Genomic DNA, 14,818 nt, shown 5'->3' on the forward strand with positions numbered 1-14,818 from the left:
CTGGCTCAGGAGGTCGGCCTCGCGGGCGCGGACGCCGTCTCCGAGGCCGCCTCCGACTCGGGCTCGGTGTCGTCCAGCTTCTTGCAGGACGGCGCCGACTTGAACGCCGACTCCAGCTCCTTGTTCTCGCGCAGGCCCTTGGTCGGGTCCAGGTCGCCGAGCTTCTGCAGGTCCTGAGCGGCCGCGAGGAAGCCCGCCTTGAACGCTTCCGGGTCCGCGGTGTTGACGCCCTCGAACTTGGTCTTGGCGCCCTCCACGATCTTCTTGGCCTCGTCCAGCGAGTCCGAGGACTTCGCGGCCAACTGGTCGCCGTTGGCGACCGGCGGGGCGCCCGCGTCCTTGAAACTCGTGGTCATCGAGTCGAGCGAGTTCGACAGCTTGCCCAGGTACGCGACCATGCCCGTCTTGGCCTTGTTCGGGTCGTTCCCATCGATGCCCTGCGGGCCCTCTTCCAGCGTCTCGACATCCGGGGCGACCGACGAGCACAGCTTCTCGGCCCACGCGACCGCGTCGCCATTGCCCGCGGTCCCACTCGTGGTCGTGGCGGCGGGGGCGCCGGAGGTGGCGCCCGGGGCGGTGCCGGGGTCGGAACCGCACCCGGCGAGGCCGAGTCCGAAGGCAGCGGCCGTCGCGGTTGCCGCGACGAGACGACGCACCATGTCACGTTCTCCTTGCATCAATGATCCGGGACCCGCCCCGGCGACGCCCCGATGCTCGCAGGCCGATGATCAGCCCGCACGTCGAAAAAGGCCGGTTCCCTCCGTGTGGGAACCGGCCTCGTTCGACAGAGTGATCTACACGCTCGCGGTGGTTTCCGCAGGCGTGTCGGCGATCGCCGTGCCGCGCCGCTTGGACACCACGATCGCCGCGACGATCAGCACGACCGCCACCAGCGCGATGGTGACGCGCAGCCCCGTCGAGGCCTCCGAGCCGACGGAGAAGGTGACGATGGCGGGCGCGATCAACAGCGAGACCAGGTTCATGACCTTGATCAGCGGGTTGATCGCCGGGCCAGCGGTGTCCTTGAACGGGTCGCCCACGGTGTCGCCGATGACGGTGGCGGCGTGCGCCTCGGAGCCCTTGCCGCCGTGGTTGCCGTCCTCCACGATCTTCTTCGCGTTGTCCCACGCGCCACCGGAGTTGGCCAGGAACACCGCCATGAGCGTGCCGGTGGCGATGGCGCCGCCGAGGTACCCGGCGAGCGGGCCGACGCCGAGGCCGAAGCCGACCGCGATCGGGGCGAGCACCGCGAGCAGGCCGGGGGTGGCCAGCTCGCGCAGCGAGTCACGGGTGCAGATGTCCACGACCTTGCCGTACTCCGGCTTGGTGGTGCCCTCCATGATCCCGGGGATGTCGCGGAACTGGCGGCGCACCTCGAACACGATCGCGCCCGCCGCCCGGGTCACGGCGTTGATCGCCAGACCGGAGAACATGAACACGACGGCCGCGCCGATGCCGATGCCGACCAGCACGTTCGGGCTGAACACGATGAAGGAGAACGCGCTGCTCGGCACCTCGCCGATGCTCGACCCGACCTTCGCCAGCGCCTTGCTGATCGCGTCCTGGTAAGAGCCGAACAACGCCGTCGCGGCAAGCACCGCGGTGGCGATCGCGATGCCCTTGGTGATGGCCTTGGTGGTGTTGCCGACCGCGTCGAGTTCGGTGAGGATCTGCGCGCCCTCGCCGTGCACGTCCCCGGACATCTCCGCGATGCCTTGGGCGTTGTCCGAGACCGGGCCGAAGGTGTCCATCGCGACGATGACGCCGACGGTGGTCAGCAGGCCGCAGCCCGCGAGCGCGATCGCGAAGAGGGCCACCAGAATCGAGCCGGAGAGCAGGAAAGCGCCGTAGACCGCGGCGCCGATAACCAGGGCGGTGTAGACGGCGGACTCGAAGCCAACCGAGATGCCGGACAAGATGACTGTCGCGGCGCCGGTAAGAGAGGTCTTACCGACGTCCTTGGTCGGTTTGTGGTCGGTGCCGGTGTAGTAGCCGGTAAGCCAGAGGATCGCGCCCGCGAGGACGATGCCGATGATCACCGCGACGGCCGCGATCAGCGCCGGGCTGCCTGCGATGTTCTGGGTCTCCGCCGCGCCGAGGTCGGAGAACGAGTTCGGCAGGAAGATGAACGCCGCCGCCGTGCACAGCACCGCCGAGACGAGCGCGGAGATGTAGAACGAGCGGTTGATCGCGGTCAGGCCGCTTTCGCCGGTCCTGGCCCGGGTGATGTAGACGCCGAGCATCGCGGTGAGCACGCCGATCGCCGGGACGATCAGCGGGAACAGCAGGCCGGACGCGCCGAACGCGGTGCTGCCCAGGATCAGCGCGGCGACCAGGGTGACCGCGTAGGACTCGAACAGGTCCGCCGCCATGCCCGCGCAGTCGCCGACGTTGTCGCCCACGTTGTCGGCGATGGTCGCGGCGTTGCGCGGGTCGTCCTCGGGGATGCCCTGCTCGACCTTGCCGACCAGGTCGGCGCCGACGTCGGCGGCCTTGGTGAAGATGCCGCCGCCGACCCGCATGAACATCGCGATCAGCGCCGCGCCGAAGCCGAAGCCCTCCAGCACCTTGGGCGCCGTTCCGGTGTAGACGAGCACGACGACCGACGCGCCGAACAGGCCGAGGCCGACCGTCGCCATGCCGACCACGCCGCCGGTGCGGAACGCGATCTTGGTCGCCTTCTCCCGGCCGCCCGCCTCGTTGGCCGCGGCGGCGACGCGCAGGTTGGCCTGCGTCGCCAGCCACATGCCGAGGTAGCCGATGGAGAACGAGAAGACCGCCCCCACCAGGAAGAACAGTGACCGTCCTATCCGTTCACCGGCACTGTCGGCGGGTAGCAGGAACAGCAGCAGGAACACGGCTGTGCCGAAGATGAGAAGCGTGTTTCGCTGCCGTTTGAGGTACGCCGCCGCGCCCTCTTGGACCGCTTTGGCTATCTCCTGCATCTTGAGAGTGCCTTGGCCGGAGGCCAGAACCTCTTTGAGCAAGACATAGCCGACGGCGAGAGCCGCGAGGGCGATCACGGCGACCACGACGACGACACCGCGGTCGCCGCCGGTGAGCGTCAGATCCGCCGCGAGGAACTGCCCGGACATCCGTCCTCCTGATGATCTGCCTGTTACAGCGCCGACATCCGCCAGTACCACACGACGTCCACCGACCCCGTTTTCACGTGTCCGCCACCACAATCGGTGGGATGTCGGCGGAGTCTATTGGTAAGGCGATTCACATACGCGAGCTGTCCCTTACCGTGCACGGTACGTGACACAGAGCGGGCAGACTGTGACCAACGTCTCATGATCATCTCTGGTGCGACCGCCGACCCGGCAAGAAGGTCGGTGGGGTGTGCGAAGCTCGACAGGTGAGTGTGGAGGCGGCGACCGAGCGCGGCGGCCTGCTGCTCGGGCGGGTGCTGGCCGGGGTGCCCTCCGGTGAGAACCCGCTGACGCACGTCGCCGAACTGCCCGAGCGGGCCGCGAAAACCGTGCCCTGGCCCGCTTGGACACCGCCCCCGGTCCGCGCGGCGTACGCCCGGTGCGGCATTCCCGAGCCCTGGGCGCACCAGATCGAGGCCGCCGAGCACGCGGTCGCTGGCCGCAGCGTGGTGATCGCGACCGGCACCGCGTCCGGAAAGTCGCTGGCTTACCAGCTTCCGGTAATCACCGCGTTGACTGAGGACAGTCGGGCCACCGCGCTTTACCTGTCCCCCACCAAAGCGCTCGGCGCCGACCAACTGCGCGCCGTGCGTGCGCTGGACCTGCCCGACCTGCGCGCCGCGAGCTTCGACGGCGACACACCGCTCGCCGAGCGCGACTGGGTGCGCGCGCACGCCCGCTGGGTGTTCACCAACCCGGACATGCTCCACCGCGGCGTGCTGCCCGCGCACGAGCGGTGGACCACCTTCTTCCGCAAACTGCGGTATGTCGTGGTCGACGAGTGCCACTCCTACCGCGGGGTGTTCGGCTCCCACGTCGCGCTGCTGCTGCGCAGGCTGCGGCGCGTCGCCCGGCGCTACGGGTCCGACCCGGTGTTCGTGCTGGCCTCGGCCACGGTGTCCGACCCGGCCGCCTCCGCGTCCCGACTGTCCGGAGTGGACTGTGCGGCGGTCACCGAGGACGCCTCCCCGCGCGGCGCGCGCACGATCGCCCTGTGGGAGCCGCCGCTGCTGGCCGACCTCGCGGGCGAGAACGGCGCGCCGGTCCGTCGCTCAGCGGGCGCTGAGACAGCCCGCATCCTGGCCGACCTGGTGATCGAGGGCGCACGGACCTTGGCGTTCGTCCGCTCCCGCCGCGGCGCGGAACTGACCGCGATGGGCGCGAAGCGGATCCTGGCCGAGGTCGACGGCGACCTGGTCGACCGGGTCGCCGCGTACCGGGCGGGCTTCCTGCCAGAGGAGCGGCGGGCGCTGGAAAACGCGCTGGCCGCGGGGGACCTGCTCGGCGTGGCCAGCACCAACGCGCTGGAGTTGGGCGTGGACATCGCGGGCCTGGACGCCGTGGTCGTCGCCGGGTTCCCGGGGACGCTGGCGTCGTTCTGGCAGCAGGCGGGCCGCGCGGGCCGGGCGGGCGACGGCGCGCTGGTGGTCTTCGTCGCCCGTGACGACCCGTTGGACACCTACCTGGTGCACAACCCGTCGGCGGTGCTGGACAAGCCGATCGAGGCCACGGTCACCGACCCCGGCAACCCGTATGTCCTGGCGCCGCAACTGGCCTGCGCCGCCGCCGAGTTGCCGTTGACCCCGGACTGCCTACCGGCTTTCGGTGAGACAGCCAGCGCCGTCATAGCGGACTTGGTGGCGGAAGGCGTCCTGCGCAAACGCCCCACCGGGTGGTACTGGACCTCCCGCGACCGCCCGCACAGCGCCGTCGACATCCGCGGCTCGGGCGGCGACCAGATCGCGGTGGTCGAGGCCGACTCCGGGCGGATGCTCGGCACGGTGAACCCGGGCAACGCGTGCGCGACCGTGCACCAAGGCGCGCTGTACCTGCACCAAGGACAGTCCTATGTGGTGGATGAGCTGGACCTGGATTCCGGGCTGGCCTTGGTGCACGCCGAAACTCCCGACTGGACGACCACACCGCGCGAAGTCGTGGACATCGCCATCCTGGACACGGTTTCCGCAGAGACCTACCCGGCGCGCGGCGGCGGCGAGGTGACGGTCTGCCTCGGCGAGGTGGCGGTGACGTCCCAGGTCGTCGGCTACCTGCGCCGCCTGCCCTCGGGCGAGGTGCTGGACCAGATCCCGCTGGACCTCCCCGAACAGACGCTCCGCACCCGCGCGGTCTGGTACACCGTCACCGAGACCCTGCTGACCGGCCGCGGCCTCGACCGCGCGGGCTTGGACCCCGCCGCCCTCCCCGGCGCCCTGCACGCCGCCGAGCACGCCGCGATCGGCCTGCTGCCGCTGTTCGCCACCTGCGACCGCTGGGACATCGGCGGCGTGTCCACCGCGAACCACCCCGACACCGGCCACCCCACCGTGTTCGTCCACGACGGCCACCCCGGCGGCGCGGGCTTCGCCGACCGCGGCCACGCGGCCCTGGTCCCCTGGCTGCGCGCCACCCGCCGCGCGATCGCCGCCTGCGAGTGCCCGGCGGGCTGCCCCTCGTGTGTGCAGTCCCCCAAGTGCGGCAACGGAAACGACCCACTGGACAAGGTGGGCGCGGTGGCGGTCCTGACCACGGTCCTGAACACCCTGCGAACCTGACACTCGCCACGTCGAGCCGCCACGGCACATGGATCTCAACGCACTCCGGCAGAGATCCACTTCTCCAGACGAGCCGTCCGTCTTGGACACCGGCCAAGCTGACCGACGCCGAACCACGCTGGCTCAGCCCCTGCTCGGTGTCCACTTCGCGGCGCGCCCGCTGCGGTTCCTGCCCGGCGCTTTCCCTTGGCTGTCACCGCAATCTGGCCACAGGCCCGGTCAGTGATTCGCCGCCGAGTTGACGTTCGATCTCGACCCGTTCCAGCGTCGACCCGGGGCTGGACCCGATGGGTGAGCCGCGGCCGCTGAGGACCGGTGGGCGGGCCGGTTGTCGGTGGCGGATTTCCCGACTTCGGTGGCAGCGTTGGGCCGGGTGCTCGGGTTCTTCACCCCGGGCTGGTTCAACACCAAGGTGTTCGACAACGCGGCGCCATGCCCCGACCCCGGTGGAACACCAATGCCGCCCGCAACCCCACCCCGCACATTGGCCAAGACGGTTGGCGGTGTTGGCCGATTCCTGGCGGGCTGCCTCCGCGGGTGGGTGGGCCGGGCACAAACGCGGTGGCGTCAACGTCGTGCTGAGTCGGTCACTTACTCGTCCAAGCGCGCCGCGTCGGTGACTCACTCCTCCAACTCCGCTGCGCCAGCGACTCACTCCTTCAACCCCGGTGCACCAGCGACTCTCCCCTTCAACCCCGGTGCACCAGCGACTCTCTCCTCCAACCCCGGTGCACCAGCGACTCTCTCCTCCAACCCCGGTGCACCAGCGACTCTCTCCTCCAACCCCGGTGCACCAGCGACTCACTCTTCCAACCCCGGTGCGTCGGCGACTCTCCTCCAGCCGTGCGCTGACGGTGATTCACTCGTCCAGCCGCGCGGGGCAAGGGGTGCGTATGTGGCAGCGCGCCGGGGGCGCCGGTGGAGTGCCGGCGCGCATCCCGGCGCGCTGCTGGCCGCCGAGCTTTCGCGGCGTGGTCTGCTACCGCTGTGCCGTCACGGAGACTTGCCGGGACCAGTCGACGGGGAGTACCTCGACCTGCTGGTCGACACCGGGGAGGCGGCCGATGTCGGCAGGGTGGTCATCCCGGGGCGGGAATCGTCGACTGCGGCCGGGCCGCTGTCCCTGTCCGTGAGCGGTTGCGGGAGACCGACGCCTCCAGCGATGCTCGGCTGGCTGCCTGTCCTCGCGGGCGACACCTCTCGGGCGGGAGGTCGGTGTCGGCGCCGCGGGGACGGGCGGGTTGTGTGGTGGCCGGACCCGTCGGGCTCGGCCGTCCACAGTGGATTTTCAGTTAGTCCGCAGCGACCAGCTGGCTGACCAGCTCGTCGGTCGCGGGTGTTTCCACCGCGTCGAGGATCGCGTCCTGGACGGTGTGGGAGTGCGGAATGTGCCAGCCGCACACCTCGGGCTTGACCCGCCAGTGCACGACGCCGTGGCCGAACGGGCTGGGCGGCAGGATGATCCAGCCGCCTTCGCCGTGCAGGGTGACGTCAGCGTTGCCCGCGAGGTCGGCGGCGAGCGGGGTTCCCGAGTGGACAAGGAAAAGCCAGCGGCTGTCCGGGGTCGCGATGATCGGCACGGGGATGCCGACCGAGCGCAGCACCCGGGCGGTGCGGCGGCCGAGGTCGTCGTCCACCTCGATCGCGTCGTACCCGGCGCCCGTCGCGAGGAGCAGGCTGTAGGGGCGACCGGTCCACCACGTGGCGACCTGCTCGGCCTTGGTGCCGACGCGCTCGCGCCAATCCTGGTGCACGGGAACCGGTCCGGTGTCCTCGATGCCGTCGCGGCCTGCCCACTGGGCGCCCGCCGGATAGGTGCCAGGCAGAACCGGCCAACCGCGGTACGCGAGGCCGATCGCCTCGGCCCGAAGCTCGACGCGGAACGCTCGTCGCCAGCTATCCGACCTTTCGGTTTCCAACATCTCGGGTAATGCCTCCTCGCTGAGCGGGCGCCGGGTTCGGCGGCCTACAACAGACTTAACGGCATGAGCCCGGTCCTTCGTAACTTGCTGTCGACAACTGGTCGATTCCGCGAGACAAGTGACGGGTCTACTGGACGGCGGGGCGAATCCACACGAACCGGTCACCGCCGGCTACCGCCGTACCCGCCAAGCCAACTCCGACCGGCCGCAAAACCTCCTTTCCAAACCCCAATCATGGGTAACTACCTGCGGAAACGGGCGGTTCCACAGAGCGTGACCACCGATTCCCCCGGTCGCGGTGATCGGCAGGCGTGATGCCGTTCACCGTGCGACGCCGACCGCTGGACCGTCCACGACCGGCCCCGCGCGTGCCGTCGCCCGTACGACGCCGAGACCGGCCACCGTGACCAGCGGACGACCGGTGACCGCCACGGTGACTTCCCATCCCGTGAGCGCGCAGGCGATGAGGTCGACGCGCATGCGCTCGGCCACCCACCGCGCCCGGCCGCAGGCGTGCGCCTCGCCCGCCAACGCGTGCGCGGCGGCGGAGAGCGCCGCTAGGTCGGCGGCGCTCTCCGCCCGGTGCCTGGCCACCACCGCCGAGCCCAACGCCATCACCAGGCCAGCGACGACCACCAACGCGGCCATCGCGACCGCGGTCCACACCGTGGCGAATCCACTATCGCCGGTGGTCCCGGTCGTCCTAGCCGTCGAACTGGTCGCCGTATCGGTCACCGTCCCAACCGCCGCGCCGGTTGCCGTGCTGGTCACCGTATTGAACGTCGTCCCAACCGCCGCGCTGATCGCTGTGCCGGCCGCCGTCCCAACCGCCGCGCTGACCGCCGTCCCAATCGCCGTATTGGCCGCCGTCCCAACCGCCATGCCGGTTGCCGTATTGGTCGCTGTTCCAACCGCCATGCCGGTTGCCGTATTGGTCGCTGTTCCAACCGCCATGCCGGTTGCCGTATTGGTCGCTGTTCCAACCGCCGTGCTGGTCTTCCCGGTCAAGGCACGACTCCGGGTTCGGCCACCGCGTAGGCGTCGGCGCTTACCTCGATGCCGGGTAAGAGCCCGCCGACTGGCTCGGCACGCACCACGACCGACACGGTGTCTCCCGCCATCTGGATGTCGACGGCCGCACCGCGTGGCGCGATCGCCACCGCCGCGGCCCGCCCGCGCTCCGACTCGCCGCGCGCCGCGAGCCGAGCGGCTTCCCGCGCCGCGTCGACACATCGGATCTGGTCGGCCACGGCCCCCACGCCCGCGATTCCCATCGCGATCACCAGGGCAAGCACGCCGATCGCGACGGCGGCCTCGACGGTCACGGCCCCACGATCACGTGGCGGCCGCATCACGAACCCGAGGAGAGCGCGCGTTCAATAAGCGCCGTAAGCGCGTTCATTACCGCTGGACTGTTCACGATGGCGTACAGAAGCGCGGCAAAGGCGGCAGCGGCGATCGTGCAGAGGGCGTATTCGACGGTACTCATACCGTCGTCGCGGTCGGCCAAGTCGTGGATCTTGGAGTGGATGAACATGTGAGCCTCCGGATTTCGTAGTCATTGATCAAAATTGGCTGGCCATCCGGGTCGCCATGCCGATGACGACCGGCAAGACGCCCAAGCAGAGGAAGGCGGGCAGGAAACAGAGCCCCAGCGGCCCGGCGATCACCACCGCGGCCCGCTGAGCCCTGACCTCGGCGGCGTCCTCGGCGCGCTCGCGCACCCCTGCCGCCAGGGACCTGGCCACCCCGGCTAACGCGGCCCCGGAGCGCGCGGTCCGCCGGGCGCCACGCGCGAGACCAGCCGTCTCAGGACAGTCCAGTGCGACACTCCACGCCTGCACCGGATCGCTGCCTAGAGCCAACAGGTCAGCCGTGTCGCGCAGAGCCGCGCCTGCCCGGTCGGGCAGATCACCCGCCACGGCCCGAATCGCGTCCGGAACCGGCATCCCGGACTGCAAGCAGGCGGCGAGCAGATCCCAACTCGCGGCGAGCCCCAGGTGATCGACCGCAGGCCGCCGAGGCCGAACCCCTTTGGTGGCCACCCACCAGGCCCCGCCACCGACCATCACCCCGGCCACAACACCCCCGAGAACCCCGACCACCGCCGCGACGGCCAACGCGATCAACACCGGCGCACAACGAACCCGACGACGTGTGGTGGGCACGACCTCAACCAGGTTGGCCAGGCGAGTCGGTCCACGAGGGTGCGGAAACCCGATCACCAACGCCAGTGCGGTCAAGAGCAGGGACACCGTCATCGCAGCACCGCCCGCCGCACCCGCGTGACCGCCGGACGCCAGTCACCGGGCGGAGTGCCTGGTTCTCTCGGCAGCCTCTCCCCACCAGGCGCCTTCGCCAGCAGCCAACCGAGTCGAGCACCCCGAGGCCGCACGAGCGCAACCACTGCACACCCACCACCAAGTGGAGCACCTGCTCCTCCCAGCGGACTCCCCCCGCCAGGAACACCCGCCAGCAACCAAGCAGACCCGGCACACCCAAGCGATACAAGCCCGACCACGGCACTCCCACCACCAAGTGGAATGCCTGCTCGTCCCAGCGAACCCCTTTGGCCAGGAGCCTTCGCCAGTTTTCTGGCAAGCCCGGCGTGCCCGAGCATGACAACAGCACGCCAGTCACCAAGTGAAACGCCCGGTCCTCCCGGCAGACTCTCCCCACCGGGAACGCCCGCCAGTAACCACGCAAGCCGGGCACGCCCAAGCGGTACGAGCGCGACCACAGCACACCGATCACCAGGTGGAGAACTCCCCCGGCTAGGAGGCTTCGCCAGCTTCCAAGCACGCCCGGCACACCCGAACATGACAACAACACGCCGGTCACCAAGTGGAACGCCTAGTCCTCCCAGCAGACTCCCCCCGCCAGGAACGTTCGCCAGCAACCACGCAAGCCGGGCACACCCAAGCGATACGAGCCCGACCACAGCACACCGATCATCAGGTGGACTGTCTGCCCCTCCCGGTGAGCTGCCATGGCCAGGAGCCTTCGCCAGTTTCCAGGCCAGTCCGGCATACCCGGGCATGGCAACAGCACGCCGGTCACTAAGTGAAGCGCCCGGTCCTCCCAGCAGACTCTCCCCGCCAAGGGCGTTCACTTTCCCTGTGAGTCGGGCATGCCCGAGCGGTGCGAACGTGGCCGCTGAACGTTGATGGCCAGGTGCGTTGTCTGGTTCTCTCGGCAGACGTTCCCGGACAGGAGGCTTTGCCGGTTTCCGAGCGAGTCGGGCATGGTCGAGCGGTTGCCGGAGGGCCAGCTTCCAGCGGGAGCACTGGCCACTCTCCCGGCTGGCGGTGGCCGTCAGTGAGCTTCCGGGCCGCAGGAGGCCGAGGATTGTGGTGGTGGTTTGGCTCTCCGTTCGGCTTTCGCGGGCAGTGGGGGCGCGGGGCGCGTCGCGATCGTGGCTGGGCGGGCGGGCGGTTCGGGGTGGGGTCATCGGAGCACCGCTTGGCCGGTCAGGCGGGCGGCCCAGGCTAGGCCCGCGCAGATGAGGGCGACGCCAAGAACCAATAGGGCCTGGCCTGCCATGCCGTCGGACAGCACTGCCAGGGGGTGCGCGCCCATGGCTTCGCCGAGCAGGATTCCGAGCGCCGGCAGACCGGCCAGGACCGTGGCGCTGGCGCGGGGGCCTGCCATGCGGGCGAGGACCCGGCGGCTGAACCGGGAGCGCTGGTCGAGGTCGTGGGCGACGGCATCGAGGACGTCGGCCAGCGGAAGGCCGTGTCGCGCAGCCAACTGCCAGGCCCGGCCCAATTGATGCGCGGCGTCGGCCAGCGCTGGGGCCCGCCCGCCGCGGCTGAGTGTGGCGGCGACGTCACCGCCCAGCCGAACGGCGCCTGCCGCGGCGCGCAGGACACGGGCCGCCGCTGGGTCGGCGTCGGCCGCCGCGCGCTCGGCGGCGTCGGCGGGGTGGGCGCCCGCGGCCAATTCCGCGACCAGGGACCGCAGGGCCTCTACGAGTCCGTCGACCGCGGTGAAGGTGTCCCGTAGCTCGCGCCTGGATTGCCTGCGGCGCCACGCGGTGACGGCCGCCAGCGCGGCGGCGAGAGCGCCGCCGATTCCGAGCGTGAACCAGCCCGGCACCGCGGCGGCCACGATCACCAGGACCGTGTGCGGCCGCAGGCGCGGCCGGATGCGGCGTCGCCCGCCGTTCCCCAGCACGCGCAGCCGCCGGGCGGCGGTTCCCTGGGGCCAGGCCACCAGTGCGGCGGCGAGAACAAGCAGCGTCACCATGGCCGGACACCTCGCTTGCGAGCGGCGCGAGTGGCGTGGTGGATCTGCCGGTGTCTGCCCGGGCTCGCTCGGTGTCGTGGCTTACCGCCTGGGGCCGATGCCTTCCGGACGAGGGCGATCACCGCGACGGCGAGAAGGAAGGGAATCAACATGGGGGTTCGACACCTCGGCTTCGGATGAGGTCGGACAGGACGGTTTGGGCAGGGGTCCACTCGCCGTCGATCCAGGCGGGGGTTATCGCCAGGTCCTTGGACGTGCCAGTCAGCACGGCTACCTGGTGAAGACGGCGGGAACCTGTTGGCGTGCGCCGCATGTGCAGGACAATGTGGATGGCGGCGGCGAGCTGGCTCCGCAGCGCGTCCCGCTCCAGTCCGCCCAGGGCCGCCAGTGCCTCCAGACGCGCCGGGACCTCCGCGGGCGAGTTGGCGTGGACGGTGCCCGCGCCACCGTCGTGGCCGGTGTTGAGGGACGACAGCAGCTCGCACACCTCCGCGCCGCGGACCTCACCCACCACGATGCGGTCAGGGCGCATCCGCAACCCCTGGCGAACCAGGTCGCGCAGGGTGACCTCGCCCGCGCCCTCGATGTTGGGCGGCCGGGCCACCAGGCGCACGAACTGCGGATGGTCGGGTTGCAGTTCGCCCGCGTCCTCGACGCAGACGATGCGCTCGGTGGGCGGGACCTGGCCAAGCAACGCGGCCAGGAGGGTTGTCTTGCCTGAACCCGTTCCTCCCGAGACCAGGAAAGCCAAGCGGGCGTTGACGATCGCGGACAGCAGGTCGTGGACGCGGTCATCGAAGGTCTCCAGCGCGCGGAGGTCGTCCAGACCATGGGCGGCCGGGCGCAGCACCCGCAGGGACAGGCATGTGTTCTCCACCAGCGGCGGCAGAACGGCGTGCAAGCGGACGCGGCCGGATGACGTGCCGGGCAGCCAACCGTCCACATAGGGCTGGGCGTCGTCCAGCCGTCGCCCACCGGACATGGCCAGGCGCGCGGCGAGGCGGCGCACCGCGTCCTCGTCGGGGAAGCGGATGCCGGTGCGGCTGAGCCCGCGCTCACCGTCGACCCAAACCTGGTCTGGAGCGGTCACGAGCACGTCGGTGGTCCCGGGATCGCGAAGCAATGGATCGAGCGGACCGGCGCCGACGAACTCCTGACGCAGCAGCGTCAGCGCGGACAGCACGTCAGCGTGACCCACGACGCCACCGGCCTCGTCCCGAACCGCATTGGCGACAAGAGCGGCGGTGATCTCACCGTCACCACCGGCGAGGCGCTTGCGGACGCGCTCGACCAAGTCAGCTGTCATTGGACTCTCCTTGGATGAGAGGGATGTGCGGGTGGTCTGCGAGCCAGGAACGTCCTATTGGGATAGTGATGCGCGGTGGCTCTGGCGCGGTCATGCGGAATGTGAAGACCGTGCTGTCATCCAGGACAGGGGGCAGCAGGCCGCGCGGGCGAGGATTTGAGTCGCACAGACCCGAGTGCTAGCCGGGTATGCGAAAAAACAGACCGCGCAGGTGAAGAAGCACGCTGCGCGGGCAGCAACGGGCGCGGGGGCGTCGACCGGTGAACCAGGGAACCGAACAGCCCGAGCGAAGACGCGGATCGCGCGGGCAGCGAATCGGGCGGAGGCGCCTGCTCAGCGCGTGGAAGCTCGGCCAGCGCGGGTCGAAGTGCCTGCTGTGGGTCCGGGGAAGCGGGCGGCGCAGGTCGAGGTGCGGAGTGGGCAGGCGAAAGAGCGGGTGGGCGAGCAGGCGGTGCGGGTTCGGGGAGGGTGGGGTGGGCCAAGGCGCGGAGGACGGTGCGGGCGGCGCGGGTCAGGGGGCTGCGGGGGCGGAGGTGGAAGGCGCCGTGGTCGAGGGCCTGGGCCAGGGACGGGTCGGAGCGGAGGGTGGCCACGAGTGGGAGCCCTACGGCGGCGGCGATGTCCTGGGGGCGCAGGCGGGCCGGGGAAGGGCCGCGCACCACCAGGGCGGTGCGGATGCCTCGGGTGGTGAGGTGGGTGGCCACGCGTTTCGTGGCCGCGGCGGCTCGGAGTTCGGCGGGGACGACGATGACGGTGAGGTCGGCGCGGTCCAGGGCGGCCCGGGTGGCCGGGTCGGGAGTGCGGGGGAGGTCGCAGACGACGGTTTCGCCTGCTCGTTTGCCCGCGTCGAGGATGGCGGCGACGGCCTCGGGGGTTGGGCCTTCGCCGTCGCGGGAGGTGGAGAGCAGGGTTAGGCGGGTGGCGGCCTTGGTGCGGCCCGGGAGGGACGCGTGGAGGCTGGAGATAGGGACGCGGCCCGCCTTGAGTCGCAGATCTGGCCAGCGGAGGCCGGGGTGGTCTTCCGCGCCGAGAACAAGGTCCAGGCCGCCGCTGAGGGGATCGCAGTCGACCAGCAGGGCGTTGTGGCCCAGGTCCAGCGCGGTCAGGGCCACAGCCGCGGCGAAGATCGACGCGCCCGCGCCGCCGCGGCCGCCGATGACGGCGAGGACGTTGCCGGTGGTGGTGGCGGGGGCTTCGGTGGCGTCGGCCAGGGCGCCGATCAACCAGGTTTCCGCGTCGGGCAGGGCCACAACGTGTTCCGCGCCGAGGGCGACGGCGCGTTCCCACAGGGCGGGCGGAGGTGGGCCCGCGGTGGCCAGGACCACCGAGTCGCGGCGGGGCAGGGCCGCCGCCTGACAGGCCGCGGCGGCCTGGGCGTCGAGCAGGATCAAGGGGGCGTCGTGCCAGTTGGGCGCGGATTTCGGTCGCGTCGGCGGCGCGGTGGACCTCGGCTCCCGCGGCGGCCGCGAGGCGGAGCACGTCATCGAGCAGGGCGTCGTCGTGGACGCAGATCAGCGGGCGGGGCATGGCGGGCGGGCTCCTTCGGATCGCAGCGAGTGGTGCTGTGATCAGGATCTGCCGGTGGGCGGGCCGCCGAAAGAGCGCTGGTCAGACTGTGGATGAATCCGGCGATTG

General features: G+C 70.8%; 11 protein-coding genes. 1 reads left to right on the top strand and 10 read right to left on the bottom strand.

Annotated features, from left to right (window positions below):
• Nucleotides 1-5 precede the first annotated feature (5 nt).
• Together ACZ6SD_RS06425 and ACZ6SD_RS06430 are read right to left on the bottom strand one after the other, a co-directional pair.
• Nucleotides 6-659, bottom strand: coding sequence for a hypothetical protein (locus ACZ6SD_RS06425; RefSeq protein WP_465315865.1), 654 nt, complete (start codon nt 657-659; stop codon nt 6-8).
• A 135-nt stretch (nt 660-794) separates the two neighbouring features.
• Nucleotides 795-3,095 carry a sodium-translocating pyrophosphatase gene (locus tag ACZ6SD_RS06430; RefSeq protein WP_465315866.1) on the bottom strand — a complete coding sequence of 767 codons (2,301 nt, stop codon included), beginning with the start codon at nt 3,093-3,095 and terminating at the stop codon, nt 795-797.
• A gap of 266 nt (nt 3,096-3,361) precedes the next feature.
• Between ACZ6SD_RS06430 and ACZ6SD_RS06435 the strand changes: the two genes are divergently transcribed.
• A complete protein-coding gene (locus ACZ6SD_RS06435) occupies nt 3,362-5,707 on the top strand; it encodes a DEAD/DEAH box helicase (protein WP_465315867.1) in 2,346 nt (781 codons plus the stop codon).
• Nucleotides 5,708-6,999: 1,292 nt separating this feature from the next.
• Here the strand turns inward: ACZ6SD_RS06435 and ACZ6SD_RS06440 are convergent.
• From ACZ6SD_RS06440 to ssd, 8 genes are all read right to left on the bottom strand, one after another.
• Nucleotides 7,000-7,629, bottom strand: coding sequence for a bifunctional DNA primase/polymerase (locus ACZ6SD_RS06440; RefSeq protein ID WP_465315868.1), 630 nt, complete (start codon nt 7,627-7,629; stop codon nt 7,000-7,002).
• A gap of 321 nt (nt 7,630-7,950) precedes the next feature.
• Nucleotides 7,951-8,400: an Rv3654c family TadE-like protein gene (locus ACZ6SD_RS06445; RefSeq protein WP_465315869.1), complete on the bottom strand. Its 450-nt coding sequence runs from the start codon at nt 8,398-8,400 to the stop codon at nt 7,951-7,953.
• Nucleotides 8,401-8,633: 233 nt separating this feature from the next.
• The gene (locus ACZ6SD_RS06450; RefSeq protein ID WP_465315870.1) at nt 8,634-8,954 is read right to left on the bottom strand and encodes a TadE family type IV pilus minor pilin; all 321 of its coding nucleotides are present in this window, start codon (nt 8,952-8,954) and stop codon (nt 8,634-8,636) included.
• 26 nt (nt 8,955-8,980) lie between these two features.
• Nucleotides 8,981-9,166, bottom strand: a complete 186-nt coding sequence (locus ACZ6SD_RS06455; protein ID WP_465315871.1) for a DUF4244 domain-containing protein — start codon at nt 9,164-9,166, stop codon at nt 8,981-8,983.
• 28 nt (nt 9,167-9,194) lie between these two features.
• Nucleotides 9,195-9,890 (bottom strand): type II secretion system F family protein, encoded by a 696-nt coding sequence (locus ACZ6SD_RS06460; RefSeq protein WP_465315872.1) that lies wholly within the window; start codon nt 9,888-9,890, stop codon nt 9,195-9,197.
• A 1,186-nt stretch (nt 9,891-11,076) separates the two neighbouring features.
• Nucleotides 11,077-11,877: a type II secretion system F family protein gene (locus tag ACZ6SD_RS06465; RefSeq protein ID WP_465315873.1), complete on the bottom strand. Its 801-nt coding sequence runs from the start codon at nt 11,875-11,877 to the stop codon at nt 11,077-11,079.
• A gap of 145 nt (nt 11,878-12,022) precedes the next feature.
• Nucleotides 12,023-13,183: a TadA family conjugal transfer-associated ATPase gene (locus ACZ6SD_RS06470; RefSeq protein WP_465315874.1), complete on the bottom strand. Its 1,161-nt coding sequence runs from the start codon at nt 13,181-13,183 to the stop codon at nt 12,023-12,025.
• A gap of 116 nt (nt 13,184-13,299) precedes the next feature.
• Nucleotides 13,300-14,667: a septum site-determining protein Ssd gene (gene ssd / locus ACZ6SD_RS06475; protein WP_465315875.1), complete on the bottom strand. Its 1,368-nt coding sequence runs from the start codon at nt 14,665-14,667 to the stop codon at nt 13,300-13,302.
• Nucleotides 14,668-14,818 lie beyond the last annotated feature (151 nt).

Source organism: Actinokineospora sp. NPDC051303 (assembly GCF_055586285.1).